Genomic DNA, 19200 nt, shown 5'->3' on the forward strand with positions numbered 1-19200 from the left:
TTGAAAATTATTGTTCGGCCTGTGTGAACAGGTAATTTAATTGAACGATTGTTTTGAGGTAGCTTACCTCAACAGTCATGGCATCTATTTTAGTATTCAGCTCTGCAATTCTGGCGCGCATAACTTCTGCAAAGTCACCTCGATCATTGGTGTAAGCATTGAGGGTTGCTTCAGCCTGTTGCTGCATTTCCTGCAATAACTTGTTATTGAAAAGCTGACGTCTGTTATCAAGCTCGATTAACTGTCCTTGAAAATTTCGTACGCTGGCTAACATATTCCGCAGCATTAGCCATTTATCAGCTTTGTATGCTTCGCGTTCTTTAATGCTTGAAGTAACTTGCTGGTCTTGACGGTTTTCAGTAAACAGAGGGACATCAAAGCTAACGCCAACTGAGAAGAAGTCTGAGCGACTATTACCCATTGGATCATCATCTCGATATCCATAACTGGCATTCAAATTCCACTGTGGCTTATAGCTTTGTTTAGCCAGTTCAATACTGGTGTCGCTAGCTTGAATTTTTTGTTCAAACGCTACTAGTTGGGGATGACTTGAAAGATGCTGAATAAGCTTTTCTGAATATTCATTCCCGCTTTCGCTTAGCAAATCATCACTACTTAAAGTGATTGCTGGTAGATGGTCAGGTAATTGAAACTCTTTCATCGCCCATTGAGAATGATTGGAAGTCGTTAACCACTCTGACAATTGAGCTTTTTTACTTGTTAGCTGTTGTCTGAGTTGACTCAATCGGTCATCCAGTCGAGTTAACTCAACCTGAGCTCTAATCACATCCTGTTGGCTGGTTTGTACCATGGCGCTGGAATAGTTGATAGATGCTGTTTCTGCCAGTTGCTCGAAGAGTGGACGATCCTGCTCGATCAATTCAATGGTTTGTGCGGTAAGAAAAATCTCTAACCAGAGTTGACTAATAGCCGCTTTAACTTGTGCTTTTCTGTTTTGGCGCTGTAAGGGAAACTCTTGACTCAGTTGTTGCAAACGCTTTTGTGACAATTCAAGGCTATCACCACGGGGCAAAGCCTGTGTTACTCCGAATTTAAGTTGAGTCATGGCTTCCTGTGAGAAGTCAAAACTATCAACAGGTAAATTAGCTACAGAAATGGAAACCATTGGGTCGGGCAAACTTCCGGCAGCAGTACTTTGTGCACTGATTGACTGTTGACGATACTCATTACTTTCTAGCCAAGGGTCATTGTTTTGCGCTATTTGAATAGCCTGTTCCAGTGTCAGTTGACGTGAAGCTTCAGAGGTGTTTGCAGCCACCTCAGAATTACCGAAAACTAGAGCACTCATCAGTAAAAGGCTTACTGATAAGCTAATACAGTGCTTTAAATCTTTTATAAACATATCACTCCTCCAGAAGAGCGATTAACCAGTCATTTTGGTATTAACTAAATCTTTATGAGTAGAGCGCTGAAGAGACACAACTAACTCAGACATATTGCTTGAGTGGTAAAGATCATAAACTCAAGACGGATCTATGCTGTTTTAGTAGCTGATGGGTGGTCTATAGAGAGAGCTGGATATTGAAACGATGGCTTGATCTGAGTACAAATCGACTGAAGTGTTGCTTGCTGCAGACTGCGAGTTGAAAAAGGGCTCTATGAGTAAGCCCGGAGTAGAGCAAGTGCTCATATCACAGCTACCGCTGTCTTCGCAGCAGTCCATGGACTGTACATCTGATTGTTTCAATTCTGAGTGGTTCATTTGAGCATGATTCATTAATGAATGGTCCATGCCCGAATGCTGGTCTGAATTATGAGATATTAGATTGGGTGATTGTTCATGAGTGCTCATACAAGGCATACCAACCATAGCATTCGACTGGCCGATAAACGCCAGTAACGCTAATACCAAGGTTAATATTTGTATCAATTTATGCTGCACTTTAAGACTCATGAATATCCAAAACATTGATAGGATAGCTTATTTTCGAGAAAGTTCAAAACTTCCTGTGGGTTAAATGTCATAACTATGTGTCATAGCTCAAACTGGGTGCAAGCCACTTTTCAGCCGTTTCGAGGTCCCAGCCCTTACGCTGGGCATAGTCGCTGACCTGATCTTTCTCTATTTTTCCAACACCAAAGTAACGTGCTTCAGGATGGGCAAAGTACCAGCCCGAAACTGCCGCGGTAGGGTACATAGCAAAGTGTTCAGTGATATTGAGTCCGATTGCCTGATCGGGCTGTAATAAATTCCAGAGTGTTCCTTTTTCAGTATGGTCGGGGCAGGCGGGATAGCCGGGGGCCGGGCGAATACCTTGGTACTTTTCTGAAATTAAGGACTCATTATCAAGATTTTCATGGGGAACATAGCCCCAATAGTCTTTGCGAACTAATTCGTGCATTCTCTCTGCAAAGGCTTCTGCCAGTCTGTCGGCCAGGGCTTTTAGCAAAATGGCGTTATAGTCATCATGCTTGGCTTCAAAGGCCTTTACATGCTCGTCGATACCAATCCCTGCAGTGACCGCAAAGCCGCCGATATAGTCCTTGAGCTGAGTTTCTTTGGGAGCGACGAAGTCTGACAGGCAATAATTGAACTTACCATCGCGGGTCTGTTTTTGTTGGCGCAGATTATGCAGATGACAAAGCGTTTCTGTTCGTGTGTCGTCGTTAAAGAGTTCAATATCATCACCCACAGAATTTGCCGGGAAAAAACCAAAAACCCCACGAGCAGTCAGCCACTTTTCTTCGACAATTGTTTTAAGCATCGATTGAGCGTCCTGATATAGCTTTTGGGCAGTTTCCCCGACAACTTCATCTTCAAGAATATTAGGAAATTTTCCTGCTAATTGCCAAGAGCGAAAGAAGGGCGTCCAGTCAATGCGGGGTAATAAATCCTGCAGAGGATAATCATGAAATACTTTTGTGCCAAGAAAAGAGGGCTTGGTGATATCTGTTTTTGACCAGTCTATTTTGGTGGCATACTGCCTGGCCTGATTAAGGCTGGCAAGGCTGGATTTTTTCTGACGTTTCTCACGCTCGGATCTGAGCTTATGATATTCGTCTTTGACCTCGCCGACATAAGCGTCCTTATGTTCACCTAATAACTTATTAACTACGCCGACGACTCGCGAGGCATCCATCACATACATAACCGGGTGTTGATAATGAGGTTCAATTTTGACTGCTGTATGTATTTTCGACGTGGTAGCGCCGCCTATCAGTAGCGGTAAATCAAGTCCACGTCGTTGCATTTCCTTGGCCACATGAACCATTTCTTCCAGTGACGGAGTTATAAGCCCCGATAGGCCGATGATATCGCAGTTGTGTTCTATGGCCGTATCCAGAATTTTATCGCATGGCACCATGACGCCCAGATCAATTACTTCATAACCGTTACATTGCAGTACGACGCCAACTATGTTCTTGCCAATATCATGGACATCTCCTTTCACCGTTGCCATGACAATTTTACCTTTAGGTTTATCAGCCAATTTTAGGCGCTTCTTCTCTTCCTCCATAAAAGGCAGAAGATAGGCGACCGCTTTCTTCATCACGCGAGCTGACTTGACCACCTGCGGCAGGAACATCTGGCCGGAGCCAAACAGATCACCGACCACATTCATACCATCCATCAGTGGACCTTCGATAACATGAAGAGGGCGTTCGGCCTGTTGACGGGCTTCTTCAACATCCTCGTCAATAAACTCAGTAATACCTTTTACCAGAGCGTGCTCCAGGCGTTTATTCACAGGCCATTGTCGCCACTCCTGAGTTTCTTTCTCTTTAACGTCCTGTCCTGAACTGCGATATTGCTCTGCCAGTTCAAGCAGCTTTTCCGTGGCTTCAGGTGAGCGATTGAGGACCACGTCTTCAACCGCTTGTTTAAGGTCATCCGGAATGGCGCTGTAAACTTCTAACTGCCCGGCATTCACAATGCCCATATCCATGCCAGCGTTGATAGCATGGTAGAGGAATACTGCGTGAATAGCTTCTCGCACCGTATTGTTACCGCGGAATGAAAAGGACACATTAGACACGCCGCCAGATACTCTTGCACCAGGTAAGTTTTGTTTTATCCAACGCGTGGCTTCTATAAAGTCCACCGCATAGTTATTGTGTTCCTCAATACCTGTTGCAATGGCGAAAATGTTGGGATCAAAAATAATGTCCTGTGGGTCGAAATTGAGTTTTTCGATCAGCAAATTATAGGCGCGCTGACAAATCTCTGTTTTACGCTGGAGCGTATCGGCCTGACCGTCTTCATCAAAAGCCATAATGATGACGGCGGCACCATAGCGTTGAACTAGCCTGGCCTGCTCAAGGAACTGCTGTTCGCCTTCTTTTAATGAAATCGAATTGACGATTCCTTTGCCCTGAATACATTTAAGACCGGCTTCAATAATTTCCCATTTAGAGGAGTCGAGCATGATTGGAACACGACTAATGTCTGGCTCCGCGGCGATTAAATTTAAAAAACGTTGCATGGCAGCCTGGGAATCCAGCATCCCTTCGTCCATGTTGATGTCAATCACCTGAGCGCCATTTTCGACCTGCTCAAGTGCAACCTCAATTGCCGTTTCGAAATCGCCTTCTTTGATCAGTCGCAAGAACTTGGCAGAGCCGGTGACATTGGTGCGCTCTCCAACGTTTACGAATAGGCTCGACTGATCAAGATTTAATGCTTCCAAACCCGATAAGCGACATTTAGCCTCACTATTAAATTGCTTGCGAGGTTGTGCATCCTCAATCATCTTATTGAAGCGGGCGATGTGCTCAGGCGTCGTACCACAACAGCCGCCAATAATATTGATAAAGCCTTTCTCGATCCATTCGGACATTTCCCTGGCCATGTCGTCAGGGGTTTCATCATAACCACCAAATTCATTGGGTAGTCCTGCGTTGGGGTGTGCAGAAACGGCAAACTCACTGATACGAGATAATTCCTCGATGTAAGCACGTAAATCCTTTGGTCCAAGCGCACAATTTAAACCAACACTAATGGGGTTAGCGTGACGAATGGAATTGTAGAAAGCTTCGGTCGTTTGACCGGTAAGTGTTCGCCCTGAAGCATCGGTTATGGTTCCCGACAACATGATGGGGTACTCTACCTGATGATCATCAAAATACTTTTTTACTGCAAAAATTGCTGCTTTGGCATTTAAGGTATCGAAAACCGTTTCTATTAAAAGAATATCAGCGCCACCTTCAACTAACGCCTGGGTGGACTCGTAATAAGCTTCAGCCAGTTCGTCAAAGTAGATATTTCGAAATCCGGGATCATTAACATCCGGTGAGATGCTGCAGGTACGATTGGTAGGGCCGAGAACGCCAGCCACGAAACGGGGTTTGTCTACTGTAGAGTAGGCATCGGCAATTCTTCTGGCTAATTTTGCAGATTCTCGATTAATTTCTGCCGACAACTCCTGCATACCGTAATCAGCCATTGCTACTCGAGTAGCATTAAAAGTATTGGTTTCAATGATGTCAGAGCCGGCCTCAAGATAGGCCTTATGGATATCAGAAATAATTTGCGGCTGAGTTAGACTTAGTAGGTCGTTATTACCTTTCAGATCACTTGGCCAGTCAACGAACCTTTCACCGCGATAATCTTGCTCAGATAACATATATTGCTGAATCATTGTCCCCATTGCACCGTCGAGCAATAAGATTCGTTTGTTTAGAATTTCTTTTAGTTGCTGTGTTTTACTCATTAAGCTCTCGTTTGTGCTATGTTGCGCATATAACTTACGGCAATAAAAAAGACGTATAGACGTCCAAATAGATTTTGTTATAATAGCACCGCTTTTAGCAATGGTGAACCCTTTTCAAGAGTTTATCGTTATAAAGTATAGGCCATTTGGCCACGATGAAATTCATCCCCTGATCAGGTCTTCCAAAGCTTTATACAAGCAAGGAGATAATCGGGAAATCAGTTTAAATCTGATGCTGCCCCCGCAACGGTAATTGATAGCGTCGCTTGATAGACCACTGAGTTCATTTCTTATAGTGAGAAAAACTTGGGAAGGTAAGTGACTAGATGATCATAAGCCCGGAGACCGGCCTGAACAGTGTATCGAGCAGATCGGTGGGCTCTGCTTAGGCTTATAGCCGGATAGTAGATGAGTTTCTTTTTTTAGTGCCCGCTCGTAAATTACGAGACAACCATGAGTTTAAACAATAAAACAATTCCAGCAGCTTTGATTTTGAGCTGTCTGACACAGCCATTATTGGCAAATGAAACAATCACTTCTAAACAAAGAATTGAGCAAGACACTGAAACAGTAATTATTACCACCAGTCGTTTTGAATCACAGGTAAACCAGTTACCGAGTCACGTTACAATAATCACAAAACAGGAAATTGAACGACTTTCAGCAACTGATTTAAGTCAGGTACTACGTAGGGTTCCAGGCATTCAGGTGTCGAACACTAATGGCAAAACCAGTGTTTCAATGCGCGGCATTTCTGCTTCACAGGCAGGGAGCAATGTTCTTGTTCTAGTTGACGGACAGCGCCTTAATAAAACCGATCTGGCATCACCTGATATCGATACCATAAATATCATTAATATTGAACGAATAGAAATTATTCAAGGTGCAGGAAGCAGCTTATATGGTGATCAGGCGGTTGCAGGTGTCATTAATATCATCACTCAATCTGGACAAAAACAGACAAAAACTCTGCGCTATGCCCAAGGCCGTTTTGATCATAAACAAACCGCGGGGAATTTAGGTTTTCAAATTGATGAGCAATGGTCACTTGTCATAAAGGGTAATAAAAAAGAAACGGATAATTACCGCGATCATAATGAGCTCAAAAATAATCAATTGGGCGCAGAGCTTTTTTATCAGGACAATCAACAGCAATGGCGATTTTTACACCGTACGCGTAATGAAACTCAGCAGACTCCGGGTGCGTTACTTGAATCAGATTTAGACGATCGTCGCCAGTCACGTCCTGAGTTTGCCAGTGATTATGTCAGTACCGATGAAGACTATAGTCGTATATTCGGCCAATCAAATTTAAATTCAAACTGGCAGTTTGCATTGGATGTCAATCATCAGGAAAGTGATATCCAAAGTATTAATAGCTTTATCAATTTTGCGACTTTTAATGTTAATCAGACCCGACGTTCGCAAAGTAGCGTGTACCCAAGAGTAAAAGGTAGTTGGGATACTGATAATGGTCCTCTGCAGTGGATAACGGGGTTCGATTACGACAAGGCCGACTATGAGTTTTCTCTTCTCGCTCGCAGTAATGAGCAAACCATGGAAAGCGTATACAGTCAGTTCTATTGGCCACTTTCAACTAATTTTCAACTTGAACTTGCTGGACGGCTGGCTGAAGTAGAGGATCAATTAACGGATGCGGCTTTATACCCTCAAGGAGTTGTTCTCGACAATTCTGCCTCAGCCTATGACGTTGGTTTTTCTTATCAATTTAACAGTGCTACGAAAGGCTTTATTCGCTATAGCAATAATTACCGCTTCGCTAAGGTTGATGAGCAAGCCTATACATCCGATGGAGTCTTAGGGCTTGAGCCGCAGACAGGTATCTCCCTTGAAGCAGGAGTGTCAGGCCAGTTTGAATCAAGCTCATTACAGGCATCGGTTTATCAATTAAAGCTTGAGGATGAAATCTTCTTTGACCCATCGGCTACCCCTCCGGCAGGCGCTTTTTTTCCTGGTGCGAATGTTAATGGTGGTGAGTCAACTCGACTTGGACTACTGCTAGACTATCGCTATTTTCTCGATGAGAACGAGCTTGGGCTTACTTATCATTGGGCGGATGCGGACATTGAATCTAGTGACTTGGCAGTGCCAGGTGTCTCAGAGAATACAGTTACAGCCTGGTTCGATTGGCAACTAACCAGTGACTTCAGCTGGTATCTAGAAACTTTTTACCGTGATGAGCGTTATCAGGAAGGAGACACAACCAATACATTCAGCAAAGTAGGTGGTTATTCACTGTTAAATAGTGCTTTGTATTGGCAGCTAGATAACGCCAGGTTGGGTCTGCGTGTCGATAATTTGCTGGATAAAGAGTATATTGATTACGCACAATTTAATGGTTATTACCCAGCAAAAGGGCAAGATATTATCGTCACTTTTGATCTGGTATTTTAAGGGTTTACTCATGAGTAATCGACTCACTCGAATAACAACGGGGCAAGGCGATAAGGGCTTGACCCGCCTTGCCAATCAACAGCATGTAAAAAAAAGTCATCCACGGATTGAGGCAATAGGTACCATCGATGAACTTAATGCGGTGCTGGGTGTGTTAGTCGCTTCAATAAAGGTGGGGCAACATGAATCCATCGTAAAGGCGATCAGAAATATTCAAAATCAACTGTTCAGCCTGGGTGGCGAACTGGCTAGTCCTGAACAGGAGTTTTTGAAGCAATCCGATGTGGTACAGCTTGAAGCCTGGATAAAAACCTGGAATCAGAAACTGCCGCCTTTGAAAGAGTTTGTCATTCCCGGTGCCTGCATAGCATCAGCTAATGCGCACCTTGCCCGGTGTGTTGCTCGTCGAGCAGAGCGTCGTCTGGTAGGCCTTGCTGAAAACGAAACAGTTACTGAACTGAGCATTATCTATCTTAACCGGTTATCCGACTTACTGTTTATCATCAGTCGGATAATTGCACGCTCTAATAATGATAAAGAAGCCCAATGGCAACGATGAAGGAATTAACAATGGAAAAAATAAGTCCAAAAACACTAACCCTGATAGCGATTATTGTTGCAGTTTCTCTGTATCGTATTTTTCCTCACCCACATAACATCACACCAGTGATGGCACTGGCACTATTTGCTGGAACTTATTTTCAGAAAAAGTGGATGGCGTTTGCTGTACCTTTGGTTTCTATGTTCCTGGCAGATCTGTTTTTAGGACTACATAGCACAATCATATTTGTTTATGGTGCTATGGCTATAGCAGTGCTCATAGGGTTTTGGTTGCACAACCGAGTTAGTAGTCTGAAAGTGATAGGAGCGACCATTAGTAGTTCACTGATATTTTTCCTCATCAGTAATTTTGGAGTCTGGTTTGTCTCTGGTTATTACAGCAAAAGCTGGGCAGGGCTGATTGAATGCTACACCATGGCTTTACCCTTTCTGCAACGGAGCATGATGGGAGATTTATTGTTCAGTGGAGTGTTGTTTTTAAGTTATTGGCAGATACAGAAGTATTGGCTTGGAAAGCAAGCGGTATCAAGTTAAATACTAATTTCTCAAACCATGATTTGAGAGACTGGAGTATCATGGAATCCAGTCAGTTCTGCACACAAAAACGCCCACTAATGTGGGCGCTTTATGTATGGCGGTGAAGGAGGGATTCGAACCCTCGATACGCTATTAACGTATACACACTTTCCAGGCGTGCTCCTTCAGCCACTCGGACACTTCACCGTAAACCTGTATGTAAATTCTGGTGGGGATGTTGTTAATTTACTCACCCCGTCGCACTTATGCGTGCTCGTGACTCGAAGCTTTCGCTTCTCGCCCTTCGGGCCAGCGTCGCGTCACTCCGCTGTTCAAGTTACTGCGTAACTAGTCAGCCACTCGGACACTTCACCGTAATTTGTTTAGATCGCCTAGCAATCTAGGCGGCGTAAGATATAGGAATTACATATAAAAGGCAATCCCTAAGGGCAATGTCTGTTATTGGAAGGGACAATATTGAGCTATGTAGGGACAACTCATGAATTGCCCGTACGCATGTAATACCTATAGAGCTTGAAGTCCTACTTAACTAATCCTTCGGACTCTGCAAATAGGCTTCTGTCGGTGATACCAGGAGATTTTCCATGGCTTCACGGCCCAGCAGCATTTTGTAGCGCATCTTCTCCCGGTTAGCGAGGGTGATGTCGATATCCCATGTCTGATCACCAATAGTAATGGGTGTTCGAATCACATAGCGTAACTGAGTTTGGCCGTTGGAGCTGGTGATTTTGCGATAGTCGATCATCTCCGCTTCGCAGGTGAATACTCTCTTGGGGTGGCGACGAAGAGGGCAGGTCTTGAATGATACGTAGGTGTTATCATCCTTTTCTATGAGCTTAATATCAAAGGCGTGCAGGCTTGATGTTTTCGCACCGGTATCGACTTTGACTTTGATGCTTGGAATGCCAAGCCCTGACAGCTTGGCCTTTTCTTTCCATCCGACGTGTATTTTGCTCATCGATCAATCCTCTCAGTTAACCACGGCCTTTTGGCTTATTGGGACCTTTTAAAGAGTCTTTTTCGATGAACTGGATGATTGAGCCTGCAACATCTTTACCTGTCGCTTTTTCAATACCTTCAAGGCCTGGTGATGAGTTTACTTCAATCACTAATGGACCGTGAGCAGAGCGAATCAGGTCAACGCCCGCAACATCAAGCCCCATCACTTTAGCTGCACGAACCGCAAGGGCTCGTTCTTCAGGCTTTAGTTTGATGACTTGAGCACTACCACCACGATGCAGATTGGAGCGGAATTCGCCTTCTTTGGCACTTCGCTGCATGGCTGCAATGACTTTATCACCCACTACAAAGCAGCGAATGTCTGAACCACCGGCTTCTTTGATAAATTCCTGAACCAGGAAGTCAGCATTTAAACTGCGGAAAGCATTGATCAAACTTTCGGCAGCTTTATTTGTTTCAGCAAGAACAACACCATTACCGTGCGTACTTTCAATAACCTTAACGATTAATGGGGCGCCGCCGACTGACTCAATTAGTTCATCAGTTGCTTCAACAGAGTGTGCGTAACTGGTAATAGGCATGCCAACACCTTTACGTGCTAAAAGTTGATGAGCACGTAATTTATCTCGTGATCGTGTAATGGCGATAGACTCATTCACAGAGTAAACGCCACCGACCTCAAATTGACGAAGTACAGCAGTACCATAAGCCGTGACTGAAGCACCAATTCGTGGAATCACTGCATCAAATTCTAGCTGACGTACTTTGCCCTGTACCTTGCTGTGAACGGTAGGGCGGTTCGATGTGATGTTCATAAAGCATTTGAGCACATCAACCACTTGCGCTTCATGTCCACGCTCTTCAGCAGCCTGAACCAGTCTTTTAGTGGAATATAGCCGTGGGTTGCGCGATAAAATACCTATTTTCATGTGTCTTCCAGATTGTGCTTAGATTGTTTTGATAACTTGAATGGTCGAATGACCAATTGTTGGCCAATATACCATAGAATCCCACCAGTACTACACAACTAAATAGTTCACATAATGAAGCACCATTACGCTTAAACCTATTAGAAGAATCCTGCAAGTAAAAATTATGCCAATCAAATCATGCTTTTTGGCGTTGTCATTCAGTTGTCTATTTTCTGTCAATGAACAGTCACTTATTCGTCACATAGCTTTTCTATAGTTGCCCCAGTTACAAGAAGGACAGTGTGCCTTTCTTGATTATTTAACCGAAACCATGGGGTACAGGATGAAAAATTTTAGTACGAAGTGTGGCCTGGCAATTTTGAGCACGTTAGTGGTTAGTTCACTGCATGCAGCGGTTGTTCCGGACACACAAAAAAACAGTAGCTGGTTTAATGAAGGTCAGGCAGCTATTCAAAAACAATTGGCATTAACACCAAAAAACAAAGCTAAGAATGTCATTTTATTTGTTGGTGACGGATTAGGTGTTTCTACCATTACCGCAGGTCGAATTTTTGCAGGGCAAAAGCTCGGTGGTACTGGAGAAGAGCACAAATTGTCATTTGATATGATGCCTTATAGTGCTCAAGTTAAAACCTACAATACTAATCAGCAAACACCTGATTCCGCAGGCACTATGACCGCCATGATGGCCGGGGTTAAAACAAAGGCTGGAGTCATTAATATTGCTCCAGATGCTGAGCGCGGCAACTGTGAAAGCTCGCTAGGATATGAGTTGACTACAGCACTTGAGCTGGCTGAGGCCAAAGGCTTATCTACGGGCGTCGTATCCACAGCCAGAATTACTCATGCCACGCCAGCTGCTACTTATGCCAAAGTGCCTGAGCGTAATTGGGAAAGTGATGACAATTTGCCTGAAGAAGCCGTGGCTGCAGGTTGTAAAGATATTGCTTCTCAACTGATTGAGCTTGAAGCGGGTGATGGTATTGATGTGGCCCTAGGTGGCGGTCGTCGCCATTTCCTGCCAGAAGACTCAGTCGATAGCGAAGGCAAAAATGGTAAGCGCAAGGATGGACGTGATTTAACCGCTGAGTGGTTAGCGCGTTATCAGGGAGAAGCTGCCAGCTATATTGAAACCCAAACTGAATTCGATGCGCTTGATATTGCAGCGACCAGTAAAGTGTTGGGCCTGTTCAACTCATCCCACATGGAGTATGAAGCGGATCGTCAGAATGATATTGGCGGAGAGCCTTCATTAAGTGAGATGACTGACAAAGCCATCGAGTTATTGAAAAAAAATGATAACGGCTATTTCCTGATGGTTGAATCAGGTCGTATCGATCATGCTCACCATGCGGGTAATGCCTATCGAGCTCTTCGTGATACAGAAGAATTTGCTAAAGCAGTTCAAGCTGCCGTGGATAGCACCAACCCAGACGAAACCTTAATTCTTGTTACCGCTGATCACAGTCACGTTTTCACTATTGCTGGCTACCCTCAGCGCGGCAACCCAATTTTAGGCGTGGTTAAAAGCACAGATGCTAATGGTGCACCTCTCGATGAGCCAAGTTTGGCAGCTGACGGTATGCCTTACACCACCGTAGGTTATGCCAATGGTTTGGGCTTTGCAGATTATGGACAAGGAAATGGTGGTGACCAGCGTTATGGAGATTCAGGCTCAAATGGTCGAGTTGATTTAACCATAGTTGATACCACACAAAGCGGATTCCACCAGGAAGCTTTAGTTCCACTTGGATCTGAAACTCACGCCGGTGAAGATGTAGCCGTTCTTGCTCAGGGACCAGGTGCTCAATGGTTGCAGGGAGTTATTGAGCAGAACGTTATTTTCCACGTTATCAATCAGGCTGCCGAACTTGGCGGTGAAAAATATCAGTAACCGCTACGTACAGCGTATCGAATTGAATTGAGGAAATTAAGATGAAAAACACATTGAAATTATTGCCTGTTCTTATGGCAACAGCTCTGTTGACGGCATGTCCTGGTGATGACGACGAAACACCATCCACGCCACCAGAGTCATCGGTCGACTGGACTAAAACAAACGCCTGGTTTGAAGCTGGTCAGAATACAGTTATAACGGCCAATAAAACCGAAGTAAACCTAACACGTGGTTCTGCAAAAAATGTCATTTTGTTTGTTGGTGATGGCATGGGCATTTCAACGGTTACCGCTGCTCGCATTCTTGCGGGTCAGATGGAGGGAAAGGCTGGTGAAGAGAACCAATTGAGTTTTGATAAGTTTCCAGTGGCAGGTTTGCTGAAAACTTATAACACCAATCAGCAGACACCTGATTCAGCAGGAACGATGACAGCCATGATCAGTGGCGCAAAGACTAAGGCTGGTGTAATTGGTCTTTCGGAAAAAGCGTTGCGGGCCGACTGCGCATCGGGACAGGGTGAGGAACTTGTAACTGCTATAGAGCTAGCTGAAATGGCTGGAAAATCAACAGGTATTATTTCAACAGCACGAATCACCCACGCAACTCCTGCGGCCACTTATGCTAAATCTGCAGAGCGAAACTGGGAGAGTGATGATGGCCTATCCGAAGAAGCAAAAAGCAATGGCTGTAAAGATATTGCCCAGCAGTTGATCGACTTCAATTACGGTGATGGCATTGATGTGGTTTTAGGCGGTGGTCGTCGCCATTTTATACCCAATACCCTGACTGATGAAGAAGGTAAAAATGGAAAGCGTCAGGATGGCCAAAATCTGATCAGCTTATGGCAAAGCAAGTATACAAATGGTCAGTATGTTTTTGATCAGTCAGGCTTTGATGCGGTTGATACAACAGCCGCTGAGAAGTTATTAGGTTTATTCAATTCATCGCATATGGAATATGAGGCTGATAGATCCAATGATGTAGCGGGAGAACCGTCTCTTAGCCAGATGACGGAAAAGTCCTTGCAGATTTTGTCAAAGAATGACAATGGATTTTTCCTGACAGTTGAGTCCGGCCGTGTGGATCATGCCCACCATGCAGGCAATGCTTATCGTGCTTTATATGATGCGATTGAGTTTGCAAAAGCGATTGAAGTTGCTGTGAATTCCGTTGACCTGAATGAAACCCTGATAGTTGTGACTGCAGACCATAGCCACGTGTTAACGCTGGCGGGTTACCCAACACGTGGCAACCCGATTCTCGGTCTGGTCAAGACTAATGATAGTGCTGGTAATCCAGAATCAGAGCCTGTACTGGCAGGCGATGATAGACCTTATACCACTTTGGGTTATACCAATGGCTTAGGTTATGCCAACTTTGGTGATGCTTCAGTTGGTGATCAGCGCTACAGCGAACAACATAATGCTGGACGCCATGTTCACACGGAAGAAGACACTGAATCATCAGGATTTCATCAGGAAACTCTGGTGCCTTTAGGTTCTGAAACGCATGCAGGTGAAGATGTTGGTGTTTATGCCATTGGCCCCGGAGCACAACTGTTACGAGGGGTGAATGAGCAGAGCATGGTATTCCATGCCATTGACTTTGCGGCTGATTTAATCAATCAGGCTGAAGTTAACGCAGTTCAGTAAATCGGTCACTTAGACTGCGCTCAATTACTTTCTATTCATTTTTTATGGGTATTTGGGCGTAGTTTTATGTATTACTAGTCATAGTGTTCATAAAGAGGTTTGATATGAGCAACAAGTCTAAATCCATCTTCATTTCGACAGCTGCTTTAATAATCGTATTGTTATCAATTGGTCAGTTGCTGGCCAATCCACCTAAAGAAAGTGCAATTCAAGCAAGCTACGTACTTAAAGAAGATGGCAAGTCGCCACAGATGGTAACTATCTGGAAATCATCAGAGTTTCTGGCCATAGCATTTAATACTCAGCAAGTAGTTGGAGTTTGGCAGAATTGGAGTACCAGCAATCCGACTTTCTATCAGGTTTATCCTGAGGATGGTTTTCGTATTGAGTTCTCGCGCATGGAAAGCCAGCAGCAGGCTATTTTAATGGAGCAGTTAAAAGAACTGGTGGGGCAGTCACGATTATTGGAAAGGAAAACCTTTGAGGGAACAGTAACCAAGCAATTACACCTTAGTACTGTTGAAGAGGGCGTCGAGGTTGCCAAGGCACTTCAGGCCTGGACTAACTTTGCTACTTATGATTATGCGGATATAGGTGACAATGAAGCCATTCCGGAACTGGCAGCTCTGATTCATCAAGGGTTTGTCCCAAATTTTTAAGATTAAGGGTTTATAATTTTTTCTAGTTGAGGGATAATGCGCCCGGCTCTGCTGGTCCCCTCGCAACGAAAGGTTGTGAATCCCGCCAGGCCCGGAAGGGAGCAACGGTAGCAGCTGTCTCGTGTGCCGAGGTGTGGCTAGCAGAGTCTTTATTTAAAACCGCTTAATTGCGGTTTTTTTGTGCCTGATTTTTGATTGGGTTTAATTATTTTCTCGTTTGACTGAATTGTGCTATTGTTTGGCAACTTACAGCATACACCGATAAAATTGACTAAAAAATGAGCTATCAGGTGCTCGCCCGTAAATGGCGACCAAAAAACTTCGATGAATTACAAGGCCAAGAGCACGTAAGTCGTGCTCTGGTAAATGCTATTGAAAGCGGCCGCTTGCATCATGCTTATTTATTCACTGGTACTCGCGGTGTTGGTAAAACCACTATCGCTCGCATTCTTTCTAAATGTCTTAACTGCGAGACAAATGGACTGACTTCTAAGCCTTGTGGCGAGTGTGCAAGCTGTGTAGAAATTGATGAAGGACGTTTCGTTGACTTAATTGAGGTGGACGCAGCGTCACGCACCAAAGTTGATGATACTCGTGAGCTTCTTGAGAACGTTCAATACAAGCCAACACGCGGTCGTTATAAGGTCTATCTGATAGATGAGGTTCACATGCTTTCTAACAGCTCATTTAATGCGCTGTTGAAAACTTTGGAAGAACCACCAGAGCATGTCATTTTCCTGCTGGCAACTACCGATCCTCAGAAACTCCCAGTTACGGTTTTATCCCGTTGCCTGCAATTCCACTTAAAGCACATGGAAGAGCAGACCATCGCTCAGCACCTTGCTTTCATCCTGCAGCAAGAATCTATTGAATTTGAAGCACCAGCGCTTGAGCTGATTTCACGATCTGCAGAAGGCAGTATGCGTGATGCACTGAGTTTACTCGATCAGGCGATTGCTTTTGGGCAAGGCAAGGTTCAGGAAGAAGATATCCGCACAATGCTAGGCACTATTGATCATCAGTTTATGGTCAAGCTGCTTGAAGCACTGGCTAATCATGACTCAGCTGCTGCGATTGAGGCTGTTGCAGAAATGAGCCAATACCCGGTGGATTTTGCAGATGCGTTGAAAGAACTGTTGTCACGTATCCATCAGATCGCGATTTTCCAAAGCACAGGTGTATTGTTGGATCAGGCTGCTCCGTACGTTGAAGATTTTGCCGGTAGGATAGCCTGTGATGATTTACAGCTTTATTATCAGATGGGTTTACATGCCCGTCGAGATCTGGAATGGGCACCGTCACCACGACAGGGCCTTGAGATGGCGCTGTTAAGAATGCTGGCGTTCCGACTTGAACCTTCACAAGTCATTCAAAACAGCTCAAGCCAAACCTCATTAGATTCAGAGGCAAAAAAAAAAGCTAGCTTAAAACAGCCCCAGGCTGAAACTAGGCAACCTGAACCAAAACCACAAATTGAAAAAACAATTACTGCTGATGTCGATCCTGCAGAAAATATTAGTGAAGAGGTAGCTAAGGCAGAAACAGTTAATGCCGAGTCAAAAGCAACTATTCAAAAAGCCGATAATCAACAGCAAAATATTAATCACGAGCCATCCTCTGACAGCAAAGCTATAAAACAAGACTCAACGTTTGAAGTCTCTGATGAGCCTCCATTCAATCCTGATGATTATGCATCATTCAGCGATGATGAAAAGACTGAAGATTCAATAGCGGAAGAGTACCAGTCAAGCTCATCACAAAAAGCTGATCCACACCCATCTTCGAAAATTAACAGTGACCAACCTGATAATGTAACCACCGATAAAAATCAGGCTGCATTAGCGAGTTTACATTCTGCTTTAGGGCTAAATCTGACTGATGAACCTGAAACCAGTGCTTCGTCAGTTAATTCGGAAATAAACTCTAGTAATGAGGAAGTGGCACCTATTCATCATGATGCTTCAGAGTCAACTCCTGCACAGAATGTGGAGAGTGAACCAGAGATAGATAATGATGACCAGTTCAGACTAGAACCCCAGCAAGTAGAGGCTGAATCATCTGAGCCTAGTACGCAGCCGGAACGGTTGAGTCAGTCTGAGAAGGCGCATGTGGAAGAGGAAGTGGCACGAGCCGAACCGGGCAAAATAGTTATTGAATCTGAAGAACTGGAATTCGGAGAGCCAGAACTTGAAGAAAAAGGCCCACCAGTAACAGAAGAGGCAAAGCAGTGGGCGCAGCATGTTAAAAATATGGATTTAACCGGCAGCTATCAACAAATAGCGCAATGCAGTACTGTTCATTGGGCATCCGGTGATAAAATACAATTAACTGTAGAGCCTGCCCAGGATATTTTGTGTACCGATACAGCTAAACAGGCTATAGAAGAAGCGCTTACAGAGTATTTCAAAAAGACGATTGTGGTAGACTGGCAGTTTGGGGATGCACAGGTTGCAACTCCCGCTATGATTTGGCAAAGAGAAGCAAAAGCAAAGCATCGTAAAGCATGCAAAACAATTTCAACGCATCCTTTTGCCCAACAGTTGGCGCAAAAGTTTGGTGCAAAATTAGATAAAAGCAGTATCCAGTACCTGGATGCTCAGTAAAATTAACTGATTAAAGTCGAGGTCACTATGTTCGGTAAAGGTGGATTGGGCAACATGATGAAACAAGCCCAACAAATGCAGGAAAAAATGCAAAAAGCTCAAGAAGAAATTGCAAATCTTGAGGTTACCGCAGAAGCAGGAGCCGGAATGGTCAAAGTCACCATGACAGGCCGTCACGATGTTAAACGAGTAGAAATTGATCCAAGTCTGATGGAAGATGATAAAGACCTGCTTGAAGACTTGGTAGCAGCCGCGGTTAACGCCGCTGTACGCAAAGTTGAAGAGACGACTAAAGAGCGTATGGCGGAGGTGACGAAGGGGATGAATCTTCCTCCAGGTATGAACCTCCCCTTTTAACTGGTCTTTTTCTTCCTGTACTTTGTCAGCACTGTACTCAAAACCCTCATGTACTTTGTGTACTATTCGGTTTTTTGCGCTCAGTGCTTCCTCGTCCAGAAAGAAAAATTCTGCGTTAAAATTGGGAGATGGGTTAAGAAGTGGCGGGTTTTGAATATTTATATTCACTCAGTCTCTCCACGCAGTTTTGCTTAGAACTTGAGCAAAAATCTTCAACTTTCTCGCTATTTTAAATATTACAATATTCGTAGGGTACCCAAAGGGGCAGGCACTGCGTCGTGACGCACCGCTCTTTGGTAAAGTTTGTGTATAGCAAACCATTATGCAGGCGCTTAAATGCAATCACCATTGATTAAAAAATTGATTGAAGCTTTCACTTGTTTGCCAGGTGTCGGTAACAAATCCGCGCAGCGCATGGCGTACTTTTTATTGGAGCGCAATCGCGAGGGCGGTGAGCAATTAGCCGATGCTTTGGTTGCTGCCATGCGTGGCGTTAAGCATTGTTCACGTTGCCGAGATTTCACAGAAGATGAGTTATGTGGCATTTGTAACTCTCAGGCTCGTGATAACAGTTTGTTATGTGTTGTGGAGAGTCCTGCTGATGTTTTTGCCATTGAGTCTACTGCGAGTTTTAAAGGTAAGTACTTTGTTCTGATGGGACATCTTTCTCCACTGGATGGAATTGGTCCTGAAGATTTAGGTTTGGACCAACTAAAGCGGTTAGTTGATGAAGAAAAGCCTGCAGAAATTATTTTGGCGACTAACTCGACAGTTGAGGGCGAAGCCACTGCACATTTCATTGCAGAAATGTTAAAAAACAATGAGGTTGTTTTATCGCGAATTGCTTCAGGCGTACCTCTTGGTGGTGAACTTGAATACATTGATGGTGGTACCTTGATGCATTCGCTTTCAGGAAGACAACCTTACCGAAATTAATCGTTTCAATCAGGAGTTT

Annotated in this window: 14 protein-coding genes, 1 tRNA gene, 1 other RNA gene and 1 riboswitch; of the genes, 10 read left to right on the forward strand and 6 right to left on the reverse strand. The window is 44.2% G+C overall.

The window, feature by feature from the left end:
- Window positions 1-7: 7 nt before the first annotated feature.
- The 3 genes from CW740_RS04820 to metH all read right to left on the reverse strand — a co-directional run bounded on the left by CW740_RS04820 (window position 8) and on the right by metH (window position 5672).
- Window positions 8-1363 (reverse strand): TolC family protein, encoded by a 1356-nt coding sequence (locus CW740_RS04820; RefSeq protein ID WP_106646475.1) that lies wholly within the window; start codon window positions 1361-1363, stop codon window positions 8-10.
- Window positions 1364-1504: 141 nt separating this feature from the next.
- Window positions 1505-1915, reverse strand: a complete 411-nt coding sequence (locus CW740_RS04825) for a hypothetical protein (RefSeq protein ID WP_106646476.1) — start codon at window positions 1913-1915, stop codon at window positions 1505-1507.
- Between the two features lie 73 nt (window positions 1916-1988).
- Entirely contained in the window at window positions 1989-5672 is a 3684-nt protein-coding gene (gene metH, locus CW740_RS04830; RefSeq protein WP_106646477.1) for a methionine synthase, read from the reverse strand.
- A 158-nt stretch (window positions 5673-5830) separates the two neighbouring features.
- A riboswitch (cobalamin riboswitch) is annotated at window positions 5831-6040 on the forward strand.
- An 85-nt stretch (window positions 6041-6125) separates the two neighbouring features.
- Here metH and CW740_RS04835 point away from each other — a divergent pair.
- Genes CW740_RS04835 through CW740_RS04845 form a run of 3 tightly spaced genes read left to right on the forward strand, consistent with a single transcriptional unit; the run spans window position 6126 to window position 9182 of the window.
- A complete protein-coding gene (locus CW740_RS04835; protein WP_227523899.1) occupies window positions 6126-8087 on the forward strand; it encodes a TonB-dependent receptor in 1962 nt (653 codons plus the stop codon).
- Window positions 8088-8097: 10 nt separating this feature from the next.
- On the forward strand, window positions 8098-8646 hold the full coding sequence (locus tag CW740_RS04840) for a cob(I)yrinic acid a,c-diamide adenosyltransferase (RefSeq protein WP_106646478.1): 549 nt from the start codon (window positions 8098-8100) through the stop codon (window positions 8644-8646).
- 11 nt (window positions 8647-8657) lie between these two features.
- Window positions 8658-9182: a DUF6580 family putative transport protein gene (locus CW740_RS04845; protein ID WP_106648034.1), complete on the forward strand. Its 525-nt coding sequence runs from the start codon at window positions 8658-8660 to the stop codon at window positions 9180-9182.
- A 98-nt stretch (window positions 9183-9280) separates the two neighbouring features.
- Here CW740_RS04845 and CW740_RS04850 read toward each other — a convergent pair.
- The 3 genes from CW740_RS04850 to rimK all read right to left on the reverse strand — a co-directional run bounded on the left by CW740_RS04850 (window position 9281) and on the right by rimK (window position 11074).
- Window positions 9281-9371: transfer RNA gene (locus CW740_RS04850), tRNA-Ser, on the reverse strand.
- A 343-nt stretch (window positions 9372-9714) separates the two neighbouring features.
- On the reverse strand, window positions 9715-10143 hold the full coding sequence (locus CW740_RS04855; protein ID WP_106646479.1) for an ATP-dependent zinc protease family protein: 429 nt from the start codon (window positions 10141-10143) through the stop codon (window positions 9715-9717).
- Between the two features lie 16 nt (window positions 10144-10159).
- Window positions 10160-11074 carry a 30S ribosomal protein S6--L-glutamate ligase gene (gene rimK, locus CW740_RS04860; RefSeq protein WP_018625706.1) on the reverse strand — a complete coding sequence of 305 codons (915 nt, stop codon included), beginning with the start codon at window positions 11072-11074 and terminating at the stop codon, window positions 10160-10162.
- A 325-nt stretch (window positions 11075-11399) separates the two neighbouring features.
- Here rimK and CW740_RS04865 point away from each other — a divergent pair, with 325 nt between their 5' ends.
- From CW740_RS04865 to recR, 7 genes are all read left to right on the forward strand, one after another.
- Window positions 11400-12971, forward strand: a complete 1572-nt coding sequence (locus CW740_RS04865; RefSeq protein ID WP_106646480.1) for an alkaline phosphatase — start codon at window positions 11400-11402, stop codon at window positions 12969-12971.
- 41 nt (window positions 12972-13012) lie between these two features.
- On the forward strand, window positions 13013-14626 hold the full coding sequence (locus CW740_RS04870) for an alkaline phosphatase (protein ID WP_106646481.1): 1614 nt from the start codon (window positions 13013-13015) through the stop codon (window positions 14624-14626).
- Between the two features lie 104 nt (window positions 14627-14730).
- Window positions 14731-15285, forward strand: a complete 555-nt coding sequence (locus tag CW740_RS04875; protein ID WP_106646482.1) for a hypothetical protein — start codon at window positions 14731-14733, stop codon at window positions 15283-15285.
- A 49-nt stretch (window positions 15286-15334) separates the two neighbouring features.
- An RNA gene (gene ffs / locus CW740_RS04880) (signal recognition particle sRNA small type) lies at window positions 15335-15431 on the forward strand.
- A 132-nt stretch (window positions 15432-15563) separates the two neighbouring features.
- Window positions 15564-17888: a DNA polymerase III subunit gamma/tau gene (gene dnaX, locus CW740_RS04885; protein ID WP_106646483.1), complete on the forward strand. Its 2325-nt coding sequence runs from the start codon at window positions 15564-15566 to the stop codon at window positions 17886-17888.
- Between the two features lie 27 nt (window positions 17889-17915).
- Window positions 17916-18245 carry a YbaB/EbfC family nucleoid-associated protein gene (locus CW740_RS04890; protein WP_106646484.1) on the forward strand — a complete coding sequence of 110 codons (330 nt, stop codon included), beginning with the start codon at window positions 17916-17918 and terminating at the stop codon, window positions 18243-18245.
- A 336-nt stretch (window positions 18246-18581) separates the two neighbouring features.
- Window positions 18582-19181, forward strand: coding sequence for a recombination mediator RecR (gene recR / locus CW740_RS04895; RefSeq protein WP_106646485.1), 600 nt, complete (start codon window positions 18582-18584; stop codon window positions 19179-19181).
- Window positions 19182-19200 lie beyond the last annotated feature (19 nt).

It is taken from the genome of Kangiella profundi (assembly GCF_002838765.1).
GTDB classification, from domain to species: domain Bacteria; phylum Pseudomonadota; class Gammaproteobacteria; order Enterobacterales; family Kangiellaceae; genus Kangiella; species Kangiella profundi.